The 17,032-nt window shown below is 61.3% G+C and carries 10 protein-coding genes; 4 read left to right on the top strand and 6 right to left on the bottom strand.

Annotated features, from left to right (window positions below; genetic code table 11):
• Nucleotides 1-10: 10 nt before the first annotated feature.
• The 4 genes from ACL0K2_RS06020 to ACL0K2_RS06005 all read right to left on the bottom strand — a co-directional run bounded on the left by ACL0K2_RS06020 (nt 11) and on the right by ACL0K2_RS06005 (nt 7,054).
• On the bottom strand, nt 11-532 hold the full coding sequence (locus tag ACL0K2_RS06020) for an REP-associated tyrosine transposase (RefSeq protein WP_239611849.1): 522 nt from the start codon (nt 530-532) through the stop codon (nt 11-13).
• 172 nt (nt 533-704) lie between these two features.
• Nucleotides 705-2,522: an HNH endonuclease gene (locus ACL0K2_RS06015; RefSeq protein WP_413044014.1), complete on the bottom strand. Its 1,818-nt coding sequence runs from the start codon at nt 2,520-2,522 to the stop codon at nt 705-707.
• A 55-nt stretch (nt 2,523-2,577) separates the two neighbouring features.
• On the bottom strand, nt 2,578-3,831 hold the full coding sequence (locus tag ACL0K2_RS06010) for a ribonucleotide-diphosphate reductase subunit beta (RefSeq protein WP_413044445.1): 1,254 nt from the start codon (nt 3,829-3,831) through the stop codon (nt 2,578-2,580).
• A 328-nt stretch (nt 3,832-4,159) separates the two neighbouring features.
• Entirely contained in the window at nt 4,160-7,054 is a 2,895-nt protein-coding gene (locus ACL0K2_RS06005; RefSeq protein WP_413044013.1) for a ribonucleoside-diphosphate reductase subunit alpha, read from the bottom strand.
• A gap of 736 nt (nt 7,055-7,790) precedes the next feature.
• On the opposite strand from ACL0K2_RS06005, the gene ACL0K2_RS06000 reads away from it, so the two are divergent.
• A complete protein-coding gene (locus tag ACL0K2_RS06000) occupies nt 7,791-8,513 on the top strand; it encodes a winged helix-turn-helix domain-containing protein (protein ID WP_045162967.1) in 723 nt (240 codons plus the stop codon).
• Nucleotides 8,510-10,132 carry an ATP-binding protein gene (locus ACL0K2_RS05995; RefSeq protein ID WP_413044012.1) on the top strand — a complete coding sequence of 541 codons (1,623 nt, stop codon included), beginning with the start codon at nt 8,510-8,512 and terminating at the stop codon, nt 10,130-10,132. The genes ACL0K2_RS06000 and ACL0K2_RS05995 overlap by 4 nt, the downstream gene beginning before the upstream one ends.
• Before the next feature lie 64 nt (nt 10,133-10,196).
• On the opposite strand, the gene ACL0K2_RS05990 is transcribed toward ACL0K2_RS05995, so the two are convergent.
• Together ACL0K2_RS05990 and ACL0K2_RS05985 are read right to left on the bottom strand one after the other, a co-directional pair.
• Nucleotides 10,197-10,910, bottom strand: coding sequence for a 4'-phosphopantetheinyl transferase family protein (locus ACL0K2_RS05990; RefSeq protein ID WP_413044011.1), 714 nt, complete (start codon nt 10,908-10,910; stop codon nt 10,197-10,199).
• A gap of 56 nt (nt 10,911-10,966) precedes the next feature.
• Nucleotides 10,967-11,866 carry an HTH-type transcriptional regulator ArgP gene (locus tag ACL0K2_RS05985; RefSeq protein ID WP_045162964.1) on the bottom strand — a complete coding sequence of 300 codons (900 nt, stop codon included), beginning with the start codon at nt 11,864-11,866 and terminating at the stop codon, nt 10,967-10,969.
• A gap of 123 nt (nt 11,867-11,989) precedes the next feature.
• Here ACL0K2_RS05985 and ACL0K2_RS05980 point away from each other — a divergent pair, with 123 nt between their 5' ends.
• Together ACL0K2_RS05980 and ACL0K2_RS05975 are read left to right on the top strand one after the other, a co-directional pair.
• Entirely contained in the window at nt 11,990-12,616 is a 627-nt protein-coding gene (locus tag ACL0K2_RS05980) for a trimeric intracellular cation channel family protein (protein WP_413044010.1), read from the top strand.
• A 126-nt stretch (nt 12,617-12,742) separates the two neighbouring features.
• Complete coding sequence (locus ACL0K2_RS05975) at nt 12,743-15,496, top strand: response regulator (protein WP_413044009.1); 2,754 nt, start codon at nt 12,743-12,745, stop codon at nt 15,494-15,496.
• Nucleotides 15,497-17,032 lie beyond the last annotated feature (1,536 nt).

Raw genomic sequence — 17,032 nt, 5'->3', positions numbered from 1 at the left:
GGCCTTGTGCTTAAGGCATTGGAGCAGGCAGCTCTTCCCCGCCCCAGTCGTTGGGATAAATCCCAGCCCTGACGGCACGATGGAAACTTGAGTAGGGCCAATCGGCGACGCGGGTAACCCATCCATGCTTCAGCGGGTTGAGGTGGACATAGTCGACGTGATGTCGGTAATCGCGTTCGTCACGAATCAGATGCTCCCAATAGCGCCGTTGCCAGATCCCTCGCTCACCACGGGATCGTTGCGTTGCCGTCAGCACCTCCGTTTTTGGTAGCCGCCTTGCAAACGCAAACTTGATGACCTTCCAGCGCAGCGCGAAATCGGCGTCGCCGTCGGGTAGCGTCCAGACGCAGTGCATGTGATCAGGCAGGACAACCCAGGCATTGATATGGAGGGGGTGGCGTTCTCTGGTGGCGCGAACCGTTTCGCGCAGCAGGTCGACATGGCGGACCAGCAGATCGCTTCGGCGGTTACGCAGATTGACCGTGAAGAAATAGGTTGCGCCCGGCACTTGGGCGCGGCGGTATCGAGACATGGCGGCTCATCCTTGAGCGTTGTGTTGACGGGAGGTCGGTATCGGTGGATAAGCAACGCGTTATCCACCCTACGCCATCTCACCTGCCCACACCGCCGACGCATGGACGTTGCCGGAGCGTAGGGTGGAAAACGGCGAAGCCTATTCCACGCGTCTCTTCCAGGCTACCTCGCTAGCTGCCTGGAAATGAGTCAAATAAAGTCAGTTGCGTGCCGATCTCGGAGAAACCATCGGAGCTAATTCGGGGTAGTTCAATGCTCCGGGCGCCAGATCTAAGTTCTAGTATATGCTCCCTAAACAAGTTACAAAAAGGATGCGTTGGTCGGCCGTTATCCGGTGAGCTATTTTTATCCGTTGACCAGTGATTTATATGGTCGTACTGGACCCCCTGTTTTAAGTCGACCACGCCATCACATATTTGGCACTTGACAGAAGACAGGAGCATTTCTCGAATATTAATCTCAGCCTTACTCTTTGTCGTAAAAGCGCGACCAATTTTAGTTTTCGTGGTAGGTTTAGATTTTGAGCCTAACAGCTCCTTAATATTTGCATCTAACGTCTCTTTGTCAGTTCTTCTGTTTGATATTAAAATGCTTACTAGGTTTTGAATAGTGTCTGCGATCCGAGTCGTAGATTTCAAGCCGGCGCCTCCACGATGCTGGATTTCAGCGAATTCATTTTTGTAGTTAATTAAGGTTGATTCAAGCTCACCTCTAATAGAAGACAATGCAATTTTTCTTGTTTTTAATTCCTCAGCTGAACCTGAAAATAACCACTGACAGAGCCCATAAAATAGTGCGCGGACATAACTACCTTGTTTGTTGTACCAATATATAAGAGGTACAAGTGATAGGGAGTGGGAGCTATGGTTTCTATTTCCTAGGTGCGCTGCTTTTTCTTCAAGCGTGGATATAATGAGGTCGGCATTAATTATTATTGTGCTAGGGGCGGACAAGTGGTCCTTTCTCAAGAGGTCATTGATATTTTCTTTGCTTATCGCTGTTCCCTCTACCAGGAGAGGTAGTAGCTCTATTAAGTGTTGGTGTTTGCGGAAATGACCCGGCGCAACCATAAAGGGTACGTTTATATCTAGGATTTTTGAGTCGAACGGCGGAATGAAAAATATGTTGTGAAGCTCTCTGCATCGACTACTGAAGCTGGCTGTTTTCTCGATGAGTTCGGCACTTATACTGTCAGACGTGTTTGGGGTGGGCCAGTAGTGACCGGATGCCCCATTGTTCGCGATGCTCATGATTACACGCGCAAAGCTGCCTTTTCTAAACTCAATTAGCGTTGACTCAAGGTCGTCTAAAGGTGCACCTTGCCTATTTATCGCAAGGAAGGACTCTTCGGCTGCTTCATAATCACCACCTTCCCACTGAGCATGCAATGTTCTTGTGGAAGAAGTAATGTCCGAGTAGAAGCGTGCCATTTCGAAGCGTTTCGCTGACATTATCTTTTTCGGGGCCTCCCCGTCGAAAGATATTTTTCGCCATTCTTTCTCCGCCTCCGCGAATTCTACAAAATTGCCGATTTGGTCTTTTACTAACTGTCTAGTTGTTGCGGCTGAGGCGATTATCTCGTCAAGGTTTTCGTTTTTTTCATAGAAACCATCAGCTTTATCGCCCCAGTCATCTAACATCCACGCTCTCAGAGCAGACAGACGATGGGCGCCATCTAGTACGTATACCAAACCAGTCTCGTCATTGCGCCATAGAATAATCGACGGAATAATGCGACGGCGAATTACAGAGCTTAAGAAATTTACGCAGCCCTCAGGACTCCAAGCGCAAGTGGCTCTTTGAAAGTCTGGCTTTACTAACTTAGTGAACCAGCCATCTTTTTGGCGAATGTCATCAAATCGGATGCTGTGGTCGGAGCGTTGTGATGAGCTGTCGTTGTAGCTTGCGCCAGAGTTTACTGTTGGAGAGTAACGTAGGCTCTGCCGCTCAATTAGGTGATCCAGATAGACACGTGCTTCGTTTGACATGTTGTCCCCCAAAAAAAAGCGGCTTCAGTGGCCGCTTTTTAAAAGTAGTATCAATTCAATCCCAGCTCAAAGCCCCACCCGTCTGATACTCAATAACCCGCGTCTCAAAGAAGTTCTTCTCCTTCTTCAAGTCCATGATCTCGCTCATCCACGGGAACGGGTTGGTGGTGCCTGGGTACTCTTCCTTCAGGCCGATCTGCGTCAGGCGGCGGTTGGCGATGAATTTGAGGTAGTCCTCCATCATCGCGGCGTTCATGCCGAGGACGCCGCGGGGCATGGTGTCGCGGGCGTATTCGATTTCCAGTTGGGTGCCCTGGAGGATCATCTGGGTTGCTTCGTCCTTCATGGCGGCGTCCCACAGGTGCGGGTTTTCGATCTTGATCTGGTTGATCACGTCGATGCCGAAGTTCAGGTGCATGGACTCGTCGCGCAGGATGTATTGAAACTGCTCGGCGGTGCCGGTCATCTTGTTGCGGCGGCCCATAGAGAGGATCTGGGTGAAGCCGCAGTAGAAGAAGATGCCTTCCAGTACGCAGTAGTAGGCGATGAGGTTGCGCAGGAATTCTTTATCCGTCTCGACGGTGCCGGTCTGGAAGGTCGGGTCGGAGATGGAGCGGGTGTACTTGAGCCCCCAGGAGGCTTTCTTCGCGACGCTCGGGATCTCGTGGTACATGTTGAAGATCTCGCCTTCATCCATGCCCAGCGATTCGATGCAGTACTGGTAGGCGTGGGTGTGGATCGCCTCTTCGAAGGCCTGGCGCAGGATGTACTGGCGGCACTCGGGGTTGGTGATCAGGCGGTACACGGCCAGCACGAGGTTGTTGGCGACCAGGCTGTCGGCGGTGGAGAAGAAGCCAAGGTTGCGCTTGACGATGCGACGCTCGTCCTCGGAGAGGCCGTCCGGCGTCTTCCACAGGGCGATGTCGGCGTTCATGTTCACTTCCTGCGGCATCCAGTGGTTGGCGCAACCATCCAGATACTTCTGCCAGGCCCAGTCGTACTTGAAGGGTACGAGCTGGTTGAGGTCGGCGCGGGCGTTGATCATCTGCTTGTCGCCGACGTGAACGCGGGCGGATTCGCCTTCGAGTTCGTCGAGGCCTTCCTGGATGTCGAGGTCGTCCAGGGCTTTCTTAGCGCGGGCGACGGCTGCGGAGTCGTCAGAGGCGACGGCACGGGCTTCTTCGACGGAGCCGGCAGCGTCCTGGTCGAGCTTGGCGGGAGATTCAGTCTTTGCGGCAGCGGCTTGCGGGGCGGCCTGCGCGGTGGCGGTGGTGGTTTCTTCTTCGTCGAATTCGTCCCAGCTCAGCATGGCGGTTTCTCCTGATTGGGGACCGGTCATGGCCGGTCGAAAATATTGGGTGGCTTTTGGTTGTGCACGCAAAAGCGCGGAATGTGTTGTGTCTGTGGGCAGCGGAGTGGTGCCCATCGGTGGATGCAAAAGGCGGCATCCACCCTACGAGTTACGTTGCCCCGGAGTAGCGCTTATCAGCGCAGCTCTGTGTGAGCGCGAAGCTGAGCGAGGCAGCGCTAGGCGTCTGCCAAGTCGGAGCCCCTGAGCGTACAGCTGTACGTGATGAGGGCCGGCTTGGCGGACAACAACGCGCGGTCCGCTCAGATTCGTGCGTCAGCCAGGCTCCTTATTGGCAGGCTTCGCAGTCTGGCTCATCAATGGCACAGGCCTTCGGCACCGGTGCTGGGCCTGCGGCCATTTCTGGAGCTGGCGCAGCTTTCACCGGAGCAGTGCTGGCGCTGCCGTTGCCACCGCTGGACACGGCGTTGAGCTTGCCGGTGTTGACGGTGGACTTCTCGGTGCTGGTCGCGGCCAGGGCACGGAGGTAGTAGGTGGTTTTCAGGCCACGGTACCAGGCCATGCGGTAGGTCACGTCCAGCTTCTTACCGCTGGCGCCGGCGATGTAGAGGTTCAGCGACTGGGCCTGATCAATCCACTTCTGGCGGCGGCTGGCGGCGTCGACGATCCACTTGGTTTCCACTTCGAAGGCGGTCGCGTAGAGGTCTTTCAACTCCTGCGGGATGCGCTCGATCTGCTGCACGGAACCGTCGTAGTACTTGAGGTCGTTGATCATGACTGCATCCCACAAGCCACGCGCCTTGAGGTCGCGAACCAGGTAGGGGTTGATCACGGTGAACTCGCCCGAGAGGTTCGATTTCACGTACAGGTTCTGGTAGGTCGGCTCGATGGACTGCGACACGCCGGTGATGTTGGCGATGGTCGCGGTCGGCGCGATGGCCATGATGTTCGAGTTACGGATGCCGTTCTTGACGCGGGCACGTACCGGGGCCCAGTCCAGGGACTCGGTCAGGTCGACGTCGATGTACTTCTGGCCACGCGCTTCGATGAGGATCTGCTGCGAATCCAGCGGCAGGATGCCCTGGCTCCACAGCGAACCCTGGAAGGTTTCGTAGGCGCCGCGCTCGTCGGCCAGGTCACAGGAGGCCTGGATGGCGTAGTAGCTGACCGCTTCCATGGACTTGTCGGCGAAGTCGATGGCGGCATCGGAGCCGTAGGGGATGTGCTGCAGGTACAGCGCGTCCTGGAAGCCCATGATGCCCAGGCCCACCGGGCGGTGCTTGAAGTTGGAGTTACGCGCCTGCGGCACCGAGTAGTAGTTGATGTCGATGACGTTATCGAGCATCCGCACGGCGGTGCGCACGGTGCGCTCCAGCTTGGCGGTGTCCAGCTTGCCGTCGACGATGTGGTTCGGCAGGTTGACCGAGCCCAGGTTGCAGACGGCGATCTCGTCCTTGTTGGTGTTGAGCGTAATCTCGGTGCAGAGGTTGGAGCTGTGCACCACGCCGACGTGCTGCTGCGGGCTGCGCAGGTTGCACGGGTCCTTGAAGGTCAGCCATGGATGGCCGGTTTCGAACAGCATGGAAAGCATCTTGCGCCACAGGTCTTTGGCCTGCAGGGTCTTGTAGTTCTTGATCTTGCCGTATTCGATCAGGGCTTCGTAGTACTCGTAACGCTCCTCGAAGGCCTTGCCGGTGAGGTCGTGCAGATCGGGTACTTCGCTTGGCGAGAACAGCGTCCACTTGCCGTCGTCGAAGACGCGCTTCATGAACAGGTCCGGAATCCAGTTGGCGGTGTTCATGTCGTGGGTACGGCGACGGTCGTCACCGGTGTTCTTGCGCAGCTCGAGGAATTCCTCGATGTCCAGGTGCCAGGTTTCCAGGTAGGCGCAGACCGCACCCTTGCGCTTGCCGCCCTGGTTGACCGCAACGGCGGTGTCGTTGACCACTTTCAGGAAGGGCACGACGCCCTGGGATTTGCCGTTGGTGCCCTTGATGTAGGCGCCGAGTGCGCGCACCGGGGTCCAGTCGTTCCCCAGGCCGCCGGCGAACTTGGAGAGCAGGGCGTTATCGCGGATGGCGTCGTAGATGCCGCCCAGATCGTCCGGCACGGTGGTCAGGTAGCACGACGACAGCTGCGGACGCAGGGTGCCGGCGTTGAACAGGGTCGGCGTGGAGGCCATGTAGTCGAAGGACGACAGCAGGTTGTAGAACTCGATGGCGCGGGCTTCGCGGTTTTCTTCTTCGATGGCCAGGCCCATGGCGACGCGCATAAAGAAGATCTGCGGCAGCTCGAAACGCACGCCATCCTTATGGATGAAGTAGCGGTCGTAGAGAGTCTGCAGGCCGAGGTAGGTGAACTGCTGGTCCTGCTCGTGGTTGATCGCGGCGCCCAGCTTGGCCAGGTCGTATTCCTTCAGGCGCGGGTCGAGCAGCTCGAATTCCACACCCTTTTCCACGTAAGCCGGCAGCGCCTTGGCGTAGATGTCGGCCATTTCGTGATGGGTGGCGGCCTCGGCGACGTCCAGGAAGCTCAGGGCTTCGGCGCGCAGGGTGTCCATCAGCAGGCGTGCGGTGACGTAGGAGTAGTTCGGCTCGCGCTCTACCAGGGTGCGGGCGGTCATCACCAGGGCGGTGTTGACGTCGGTCTGCTCGACGCCGTCGTAGAGGTTCTTCAGGGTTTCTTTCTGGATCAGTGCGCCATCGACTTCTTCGAGGCCTTCGCAGGCTTCGCTGATGATGGTGTTCAGGCGGCCCAGGTCCAGCGGCGACAGGCTGCCGTCGGCACGCTTGATGCGGATGCTCGGATGGGCGTCGACCGGTGCGTCGACTGCGCCGCGCTTGCGCTCCTGGCTACGGGATTCGCGATAGATCACATAGTCGCGGGCGACTTTCTGCTCGCCGGAACGCATCAGGGCCAGTTCGACCTGGTCCTGGATCTCTTCGATGTGGATGGTGCCGCCCGAAGGCATGCGGCGCTTGAAGGTGGCGGTGACCTGTTCGGTCAGGCGCGCGACGGTGTCGTGGATGCGCGACGAGGCGGAGGCATTGTTGCCTTCCACTGCGAGAAACGCCTTGGTGATGGCGACGGTGATTTTGTCATCGGTGTAGGGGACGACTGTACCGTTGCGCTTGATCACGCGCAGCTGGCCCGGCGCAGTAGCGGCCAGGTCCAGCGTGCTGTCGGCTGCCTGCGGGTTCTCGCGAATGGACTCGTTCTGCATGGGGTCTCCGGATTCTCTCTGTCTCGGTGCACGTTTGGTGGCAGGCCGGCTTCATGGGCGGCCCTGTCGGGTACTGCTTGTTTCTTGCATGAACCATGCCCCGGCGAACCGGCGCATGGGTGTCTCGATAAGGGGTAACGATCCAGCACTGGAGGTGGCGAATCGAATGTCCCGAAGCATAGTCAGGCGTTGTGAAGTTCACAACCTCAAAACACAACATGTAGTGTGATGCACTTGGCGCGTGCGCTACTGCTGGTCTTGAGCGAAATCAACGTTGGGCTCCGCAGGCGCGCGGCCTGCGGCATCGATCCATTGCGCTCGGCGCGGGCGCGAACCGGTCAAAAATCAGAGCGAATTATTTTGCTTGCTTTTTTCGGCGTTTGTGTCTGTGCGGCGCTTTTAACCCCATATGTAGGGTTCTGGCGTCCAAGGACGACACGATAGTGCCGGTTTTGGGGCAACGCAAGGCGTTCAAGAGGAACAACCTGTGGATAACATGTGGGTGGTTTGTGGGTGAAAAGCGCTGGCACGCGGCCAGCCCGCACGGGCAAAGGCTTGCGCCGCATCCGACGAACTACCAAGAGTTTTCAAGGCCTTGCGGGCTGCTCTCGACAAAGCGGCTAACACTATATGTTGTGTTTATTGCAAGCCCTTTCATGAGGCTCGTCTGACGGCCGGGCTTGAGTACAATGGCGCGCCCCCTCGTTGGGCGTGGCGATGCTGTGCGGAGGCGCGAATGGATCAGGAAGCTTGGCGAATTCTCATCGTCGAAGATGACCAGCGGTTGGCAGAGCTGACCCGTGAGTATCTGGAAAGTAATGGCATGCAGGTGTCGATCGAAGCGAACGGCGCTCTGGCGGCCGAACGCATCATCGCCGAGCGGCCCGATCTGGTGGTGCTCGACCTGATGTTGCCAGGTGAAGACGGGCTGTCGATCTGCCGTAAGGTGCGTGATCGCTACGACGGCCCGATTCTGATGCTGACGGCCCGTGCCGACGACCTCGATCAGGTGCTGGGACTCGAGATCGGCGCTGATGATTATGTTTGCAAACCGGTGCGCCCGCGGCTGTTGCTGGCGCGTATCCGAGCATTGCTGCGCCGGCGCGAGGGTACCGATGCCACGCCTGCCAGCGGTACCAAGCGTATCCAGTACGGCCCGCTGGTGGTCGACAGCGCGCTGCGCGAGGCCTGGCTGCGAGGCGAGGGGATCGAGCTGACCGGGGCAGAGTTCGACCTGTTGTGGCTGCTCAGTTCCAACCCCGGGCGGATCATGTCCCGCGAGCAGATCTTCGCCGAGCTGCGCGGCATCGAATACGACGGCCAGGATCGTTCGATCGACGTTCGCATTTCGCGAATCCGCCCCAAGATCGGTGATGATCCCGATCATCCCCGCTTGATCAAGACAGTGCGCGGCAAGGGCTACCTGTTCGTCTCCGAAGCGGCTGAAGCGCTGCAGTGAACTCCATCTTCCTGCGCATCTACGGCGGCATGCTCGCCGTCCTGGTGCTGGTCGGACTGCTGGGCGCCGGCGGCCTGCATCTGCTCAACGAGGTGCGCGCCGATAAGCATCGCGAGGCGCTCGCCAGTGGCACCTTTCGCCTGATGGCGCACAACATGAGCAACATGACGCCCATCGAGCGGCGCCAGGCGGCCAATCTCTGGGGGCGCTTGCTGGGAATTCCGCTGCGCGTGCGTACGCTGGAAGACATCCGTCTGGAGAGTCGCCTGGAAGCGCGGCTGCTGAACGGGCAGGTGCTAGTCGAGCAGATCCGGCCGAACAGCGTGACGATCTTTTCGCTGGTCAGCGCCGAGGATCATCTGGCCCTGACCGGTGAGGTGGAGCAGCTCAGCGAGCAGTTGGCGCGCGCCACCATCTACCTGCTGATCGACGAGCTGATTCGCTATCCCGAAGCCGAGCAACCTCGGCGTCTGGCCGAACTCAAGCAGGCGCGCGGCTTTGGTTATGATCTGGAACTGCTCACCCGCGACAGTGCCAGCCTCGATGACGATCAGCGCCGCCGGCTCGATGAGGGTGACACGGTGATGGCGTTGGTCGGTGGTGGCGAGGCCATCCGGGTGTTCGCAGCGATCGCCGGGACGTCCTGGATCATGGCGCTGGGGCCGTTGCATCAGATGAATCCCTATCCGCCCGAGCTGCTGGTATTGATCGGTGTGCTTGGCCTGTCATTGATCGGGTTAACGGTCTATCTGCTGGTGCGTCATCTGGAACAGCGTCTGCGCGAGGTGGAAAGCGCCGCCACGCGCATTGCCAGTGGCCATCTGGAGGCCCGCGTGCCGGACGCCGGCACCGATTCGGTCGGACGACTGGCGAAGGCGTTCAACGGCATGGCCAGCCATCTGCAGCGCTTGCTGGCGGTGCAGCGGGAGATGGTCAGCGCAGTGGCCCATGAGCTGCGCACGCCGGTCGCGCGTCTGCGCTTCGGGCTGGAAATGGCCGGCTCGGCCCAGAAGCCAGAGGCGCGGACCAAGTACCTGGAAGGCATGGACGGCGACATCGATGACCTCGACCGGCTGGTGGACGAAATGCTGGTGTATACGCGTCTGGAGCGCGGTTCGCCGGAGCTCACCTTCAAAGCGGTCGACCTCGAGGCCTTGGTCGATCAAGTGATCGGTGAGCTGGCACCGTTGCGCGCGGATGTTCGGGTCGAGCGTGGGCCCTGCGTGCCGGCCGATGATGGCAGCAGCGTCGTCGAGGCCGAACCGCACTACCTGCGCCGCGCCTTGAGCAACCTGATCACCAACGCCATGCGTCATGCCGAAACACGGGTCCAGGTGAGTTTCGTGCTCGATGCCGAGCGGGCGCAGCTGATGGTCGACGATGATGGACCGGGCGTGCCGGAAGAGGCGTGGGAAAAGGTGTTCGCGCCGTTCCTGCGCCTGGACGATAGCCGCACGCGCGCCTCCGGCGGACATGGCCTGGGGTTGTCCATCGTAAGGCGGATTTCCTACTGGCACGGCGGCCGCTCGCAGATCGCCCACAGTGAGCTGGGTGGTGCGCGCTTCAGCCTGGTGTGGCCACGGAAACAGACGGATTCACGGCGCCCGGCGCGGTCATAGACCCATCCTGCGTGGATCAATCTCATCGAGCCGCAAGCGCCATCATTGCCTTGCTCGAAAGCGGTCAGACCGGAATGCTGACCAAACTGAGCAGGTAATCCTCGAACTGCGCGAACTGGCCCTCCAGCTCGGTGCCGGTCTTCCATTCTTCAGACAGATCGTTGAGCAGGCGCAAGCGAGCATGCCCATCGGTGCCCTGATGGATCAGTTCGGCTTCGTGGAAGTAGAAGCGCGTCTTCACCAGTGGGTAGAGTGCCTTGAACAGGCTCTCCTTTATCGAGAAGGTCAGGGTCACTCGCAAGGCTCGCTGTGCATCGTCGAGCCCGGTGCAGGCTTCCAGTTCCAGCGGGGTGAGGATTTCTTCCGCCAGGCGGTCAGCGCGTGCTGTTGGCAGCAATTTTTCCACATCGAGGCCCAGGCCGCGCCACTGATCGCTTCGTGCCGCGACCACCGCGGCCCAGCCGGCGCCATGGGTGATGGAGCCGACCACGTCGGTCGGCCAGATGGGCGAGCGGTCCTGTGCAATCTCGGGAATCGCCGCCACGCCGGTGACTCTGCGCAAGGCCTCGTGGGCACAGATGCGACCGGCGAGAAACTCGGTCTGGCGCTTGCTCACCGCGCGCATGGCGGGAAGGCCCCAGCGCTGGAAGTCTTCGGGGTCGAGCCGGTCGGGATCGAAGCGGGTACTGAGCAACCGCACGCCGGGAAGGGCGCGTGGCAGCGGCCAGTGATCCTGCAACGGCGAGCAGCAAGCGGGATGTTGCGGAGGTCGATTCATGGTCGCTAGTGTGCCTCAACCGATGCTGTGAACGCAGGCCCGATGCGCTTGGCGGGCTATTCGGTGGGTCGCGCAAGGATCCTGGGCGCGGCCTCGATGATCTGCCGCGAGAGGTTTTCCATCCGCGGCGATTGCACCTTCCAGGTGTGCCAGTACAGCGAAATATCCAACGGCGTATCCGCGGCCAGGTCGACTACCGCACCTTGCGCCAGTGCATCGTGCAACAGCAGTTCCGGCACCATGCCATAGCCCAGCCCGCAGCGGATCGCATGGAAGCGTGGCTCGGCGCCGGGTACGTAGTGGCTGGGATAGGCGCCTTCGGGAAGCCCCAGCTGGCGCAGCAGGAAGGAGGAAGTGAGTCGGTCCTTGCTCGTGTACGCCACCACCGGCGCCTTGCGCGCGGCATGGCGGGTCAGGCCATGGGCGAAGTATTGCTGGCGGAATGTAGCGGACGCCACCAGGCGATAGCGCATGCTGCCCAGCGGGCTTGCCGTGCAGCCGCGCATCGGTTTGGGTTCGGTGCTGATGCAGCCGATCGCCAGGCCGGTTTCCAGCAGGTTGTAGGTGTGATCCTGGTCTTCGATGGTCAGGTCCAAGAGCACCCGCTCGCGAATCAGTACCTTGGCTAGCGCCGGGAAGAACCAGGTGCCAAGGCTATCGGCGTTGAGTGCGGCGACCACCACCAAGGGGGCATCGCTGCGTTCGGCCAGGTCCGCCATCAGGTCGGCTTCGAGCAGCGAGGCGCGCTTGAGGTACTGCATCAGCCTCTGACCGATTTCGGTAGGGCGGCAGGGCCGGCTGCGCACCACCAGTGCGTTACCCAGCGCGCTTTCCAGGGCGCGTACACGTTGCGAAATCGCCGGCGGCGTCAGGTGCAGGCGCAGCGCTGCCTGTTCGAAGCTGCCGGTCTTGATGACGGCGCGAAAGGCTTCGGTCTGCTTGGGATCGAGATTCACGCGCTGGCCCTCTGATTAAGAAAATATTCGTATAGCCTAAATTTACTTAGCTACGCCGATCTAACCGGAGTGTGCTCCATAATTGCGCGCCTTTCAGCGTTCCGCACCCTTTGGAGTCGAGCCGTGACCTTGTTGCACATCATCTATCTCATCGCGATTACCGCCGAAGCCATGTCCGGCGCCATCATGGGCATGCGCCGTGGAATGGATCTGTTCGGCATCTGCATGCTGGGAACGGTCACCGCGCTGGGTGGCGGGACCGCGCGCGATGTGCTGCTGGGACACTATCCAATCAGTTGGATTGCCAATCCCGAGTACCTCGGTTTCACCGTCAGTGCGGCCATCGTTACCGCCATGGTGGCGCGGCACATGCATCACCTGCGGCAGGTGTTTCTGCTGGTTGACGGATTGGGCCTGGTGGCGTTCACGGTAATCGGCTGCGGTGTGGCGATGGAGGTGGGCGCGCACCTTTCGATCGTCGTGCTGGCCGGCGTGATCACCGGCGTGTTTGGCGGGCTGCTGCGCGACATCCTCTGCAACAGGGTGCCGATGGTGCTGCGGCGCGAGCTGTATGCCACGGTGGCGCTGTTCACCGGTGTGCTCTACGTCGCGCTGTTGTGGCTGGGCGTCGACAACACCATCGCCTCGCTCGCCACGCTTTGTGCCGGCTTTCTGTTCCGAGTGCTGGCGATGACCTTTGAGTGGCAGCTTCCCGGCTTCCAGGGGCGCGATATCCGCGGCTTGGACTGAGCAGCGGCAAACTGCCCGGCGCTGATCCATTGGTTGCTCGCTCCCCGTCGCTAGAAGGATCAGCTAGGCAGATTCCCTTTCTGCGAGCCGCTACACTAGCGGCCTGGCAACCAGGGGAATGGATCCGTGCTTAAAGACCTAGGAATAAAGAGTCGCGTGCTGGTGCTGATATTGCTGCCCAGCACGGCGCTGGCCGTGGCGCTTGGCGTGTACTTCACATGGATGCAGTTGGCGGAGATGCGTCACCAGCTCGACGAGCGCGGCGAGCTGATTGCCGAGCAACTGGCGCCTCTGGCGGCGCCTGCCATGGCTCAGGGCTATGGCAAGCGTCTGGAGCGGATCCTCCAACAGGTGCTGGATCAGCCCGACGTGCGGGCGGTGTCCGTCCTGGATCTCGACCGCAACCTGCAGGCCCACGCAGGGCCGAACATGATCACCCCCTCGCCGCCGAGCGATCCTGAGGCCCTCACCCAGGTCAGCAGCGTCGACACCACACGCATCCTCCTGCCTGTGCTCGGCAAGCATCTGAACCTCGCCACGGACAATCCCAACGACGATCTCCGTCAGATCGGCTGGCTGGAACTGGAACTGTCGCACCAGGGCACGTTGCTGCGCGGTTATCGCAGCCTGTTCACCAGCCTGCTATTGATCGGCGCCGGGCTGATCATCACCGCGCTGCTGGCGTTGCGCATGAGTACCGCGATCAGCAAGCCGCTGCACAAGGTCAAGGTAGCGGTGGCGCAGCTCAAGGACGGCTATCTGGAAACCCGGCTGCCACCGCTCGGCAGCCACGAAATGGATGAGGTCGCGGCGGGCATCAATCGGATGGCCGAGGCGTTGCTCAGTGCGCGTGAGGAGCTGCAACAGAGCATCGATCAGGCCACCGAGGACGTGCAGCAGAACCTCGAAACCATCGAGATTCAGAACATCGAACTGGACCTGGCACGCAAGGAGGCGCTGGAAGCCAGTCGGATCAAATCCGAATTCCTCGCCAACATGAGCCACGAGATCCGCACCCCGCTCAATGGCATCCTCGGCTTCACCCATCTGCTGCAGAAGAGCGATCTCACGCCGCGTCAGCAGGACTATCTATCGACCATCGAGAAATCCGCCGACAGCCTGCTGGGAATCATCAACGAGATCCTCGACTTCTCCAAGATAGAGGCCGGCAAGCTGGTACTCGACAGCATCCCGTTCAACTTGCGCGACCTCATCGAGGACACCCTGACCATTCTCGGCCCGGCGGCGCACTCCAAGCATCTGGAGTTGGTCAGCCTGGTCTATCGCGACACGCCGCTGTCGCTCGTCGGCGACCCGCTGCGGCTCAAGCAGGTGCTGACCAACCTGGTCAGCAACGCCATCAAGTTCACCAACGAAGGCACCGTGGTGGTCCGTGCCATGGTCGAGGACGAGCGCTCGGATCGCGCGCAACTGCGTATCAGCGTGCAGGACACCGGTATCGGCCTGACCGACCGGGACCTGCGCGCCTTGTTCCAGGCCTTCAGTCAGGCGGATAACTCGTTGTCACGCCAGCCCGGAGGTACGGGGCTCGGGCTGGTGATTTCCAAGCGCCTGATCGAGCAGATGGGCGGCGAGATCGGGGTCGACAGCATTCCGGATGAGGGCTCTGAATTCTGGCTCAGCCTGAGCCTGCCCAAAGCCCGCGATGATATCGAGGATCTGCCTCGGGCGGCGCTGTTGGGGCGCACGGTCGGCTTGCTGGAGGGACATCCGCTGGCGCGTCAGGCCTTGCAACATCAGCTGGAAAGCTGCGGCTTGGAAGTGTTGCCGTTCGATACGCTTGACCAATTGCAAGAGGCGGTGGCTGCGGCGCAGGCGAGTGAGACGCCGATCGAAATTGCCGTGCTCGGCGTGGCGCATCGTGAAATCGCACCGCAGCAGCTCTGTCAGCGGCTGTGGGAATTCGAAGCGCTAGGCTGCAAGTGCATCGTGCTTTGCCCGACCAGCGAGCAGGCGCAGTATCACGAAGCCCTGCCCGAGTCGCACACACATACCCAGCTACAGAGCAAGCCGGCGTGCACCCGCAAGCTGCAGCGGGTGCTGCTCGATCTGCTGCGCCCGCCACAGACGCTGCCCGAGAGCCTGGCGCTGCCCGATACGCGTCCGCCTCGCGTCCTGTGCGTCGATGACAACCCGGCCAACCTGTTGCTGCTGGAAACCCTGCTGATTGATATGGGCGGCGAAGTCGAAGCGGTGAGCAGTGGGCCGGAGGCACTGGAGGCGGTCAAGCACAAGTCCTTCGATATGGTGTTCATGGATGTACAGATGCCCGGCATGGACGGACGCCAGACCACTGAGGCGATTCGCCGCTGGGAGGGTGATAGCGGTCAACCGCCGATGCCGATCATCGCGCTCACCGCGCATGCGCTATCCAATGAAAAGCGCTCGCTGTTGCAGAGTGGGTTGGACGATTACCTGACCAAGCCGATCAGCGAGCGGCAACTGGCCCAGGTGGTATTGAAGTGGACCGGCTTGCCGCTGTCGCGCAGCTTCCTGGCCGTGCCGGTGGAAGTGCTACTACCGGAAAACAACCTGAAGGTGCTGGACGCGGAAGAGGGGCTGCGCCTGGCGGCGGGCAAGGCCGATCTGGCGGCAGATATGCTGAGCATGCTGCTGGCATCGTTGGAGGACGATCGGCAGGTGATTCGCGAGGCGCGTCTTTCTAATGATCGGCAGGCCATGATCGATCGGGTGCACCGTTTGCACGGCGCCACCCGTTATTGCGGCGTTCCGCAGTTGCGGGCGGCCTGCGAGCGCAGTGAAACCCTGCTGAAGCAGAACCATCCGAGCGCTGCGCAGGCGCTGGATGAGCTCGACAGCGCCATCGAACGCCTGGAAGTAGAGGCTCGCGTCGTCTAGCGCGACGTCGTCGACCCCTCATTCGGCCCGAGGTCGGGCCTCCCGCAGAGTGACGCAGGAAGCCGCTCTTGTGGGAGCCGCGCCCCCGCGGCGAATGGGTTGGCGCGCGCACCGGGCCGGCGTGATCTGATCAGGCGTGCTCAACATCAATTCGGCCCGGGGTCGGGCCTCCCACAGAGTGACGCAGGACGCCGCTCTTGTGGGAGCCGCGCCCCCGCGGCGAATGGGGTCGGCGCGAATACGAGGCCTGGGGCGATCCGGTCAGGGCTGCTCGACCTCATTCGGCCCGGGGTCGGGCCTCCCACAGAGGTGACGCAGGACGTCGCTCTGTGGGAGCCGCGCCCCCGCGGCGAATTCATTTGGCGCGAATTCGAGGCCTGGGGTGATCTGATCAGGCGTGCTCAACATCATTCGCCCCTAGGTCGGGTCTCCCACAGAGTGACGCAGGAAGCCGCTCTTGTGGGAGCCGCGCCCCCGCGGCGAATGGGTTCGGCGCGAACACGGGGTCTGGCGTGATCCGGTCAGGCGTGCTCAACATCATTCGGCCCGAGGTCGGGCCTCCCACAGAGGTGACGCAGGACGCCGCTATTGTGGGAGCCGCGCCCCCGCGGCGAATGGGCTGGCGCGCGCACCGAGCCGGCGTGATCAGGCGTGCTCAACATCATTCGGCCCGGGGTCGGGCCTCCCACAGAGGTGACGCAGGAAGCCGCTTTTGTGGGAGCCGCGCCCCGCGGCGAATGGGTTGGCGCGCGCACCGAGCCGGCGTGATCAGGCGTGCTCAACATCATTCGGCCCGGGGTCGGGCCTCCCACAGAGTGACGCAGGAAGCCGCTTTTGTGGGAGCCGCGCCCCCGCGGCGAATTCGGTTGGCGCGAATTCGAGGTCTGGCGTGATCCGGTCAGGGCTGCTCGACCTCATTCGGCCCGGGGTCGGGCCTCCCACAGAGGTGACGCAGGACGTCGCTTTTGTGGGAGCCGCGCCCCCGCGGCGAATTCGTTCGGCGCGAATACGAGGCCTGGGGCGATCCGATCAGGCGTGCTCAACATCATTCGGCCCGAGGTCGGGCCTCCCACCGAGGTGACGCAGGACGTCGCTCTTGTGGGAGCCGCGCCCCGTGGCGAATGGGTTGGCGCGCGCACCGAGCCGGCGTGATCAGGCGTGCTCAACATCATTCGGCCCGAGGTCGGGCCTCCCACAGAGGTGACGCAGGACGCCGCTTTTGTGGGAGCCGCGCCCCCGCGGCGAATTCGGTTGGCGCGAATTCGAGGTCTGGCGTGATCCGGTCAGGGCTGCTCGACCTCATTCGGCCCGGGGTCGGGCCTCCCACAGAGGTGACGCAGGACGCCGCTATTGTGGGAGCCGCGCCCCCGCGGCGAATGGGCTGGCGCGCGCACCGAGCCGGCGTGATCAGGCGTGCTCAACATCATTCGGCCCGGGGTCGGGCCTCCCACAGAGGTGACGCAGGAAGCCGCTTTTGTGGGAGCCGCGCCCCGCGGCGAATGGGTTGGCGCGCGCACCGAGCCGGCGTGATCAGGC

It is taken from the genome of Pseudomonas sp. YJ42, from assembly GCF_047225135.1.
Classification (GTDB): Bacteria; Pseudomonadota; Gammaproteobacteria; order Pseudomonadales; family Pseudomonadaceae; genus Stutzerimonas; species Stutzerimonas stutzeri_E.
The sequence above is the reverse complement of the archived record's forward strand: the minus strand, read 5'-3'. Positions and strand labels throughout refer to the sequence as shown.

What these genes read in the sequence shown, in the direction of transcription:
- ACL0K2_RS06020 (WP_239611849.1), bottom strand. Translation starts at nt 532, where the DNA reads ATGTCTCGATACCGCCGCGCCCAAGTGCCGGGCGCAACCTATTTCTTC.
- ACL0K2_RS06015 (WP_413044014.1), bottom strand. Translation starts at nt 2,522, where the DNA reads ATGTCAAACGAAGCACGTGTCTATCTGGATCACCTAATTGAGCGGCAG.
- ACL0K2_RS06010 (WP_413044445.1), bottom strand. Translation starts at nt 3,831, where the DNA reads ATGCTGAGCTGGGACGAATTCGACGAAGAAGAAACCACCACCGCCACC.
- ACL0K2_RS06005 (WP_413044013.1), bottom strand. Translation starts at nt 7,054, where the DNA reads ATGCAGAACGAGTCCATTCGCGAGAACCCGCAGGCAGCCGACAGCACG.
- ACL0K2_RS06000 (WP_045162967.1), top strand. Translation starts at nt 7,791, where the DNA reads ATGGATCAGGAAGCTTGGCGAATTCTCATCGTCGAAGATGACCAGCGG.
- ACL0K2_RS05990 (WP_413044011.1), bottom strand. Translation starts at nt 10,910, where the DNA reads ATGAATCGACCTCCGCAACATCCCGCTTGCTGCTCGCCGTTGCAGGAT.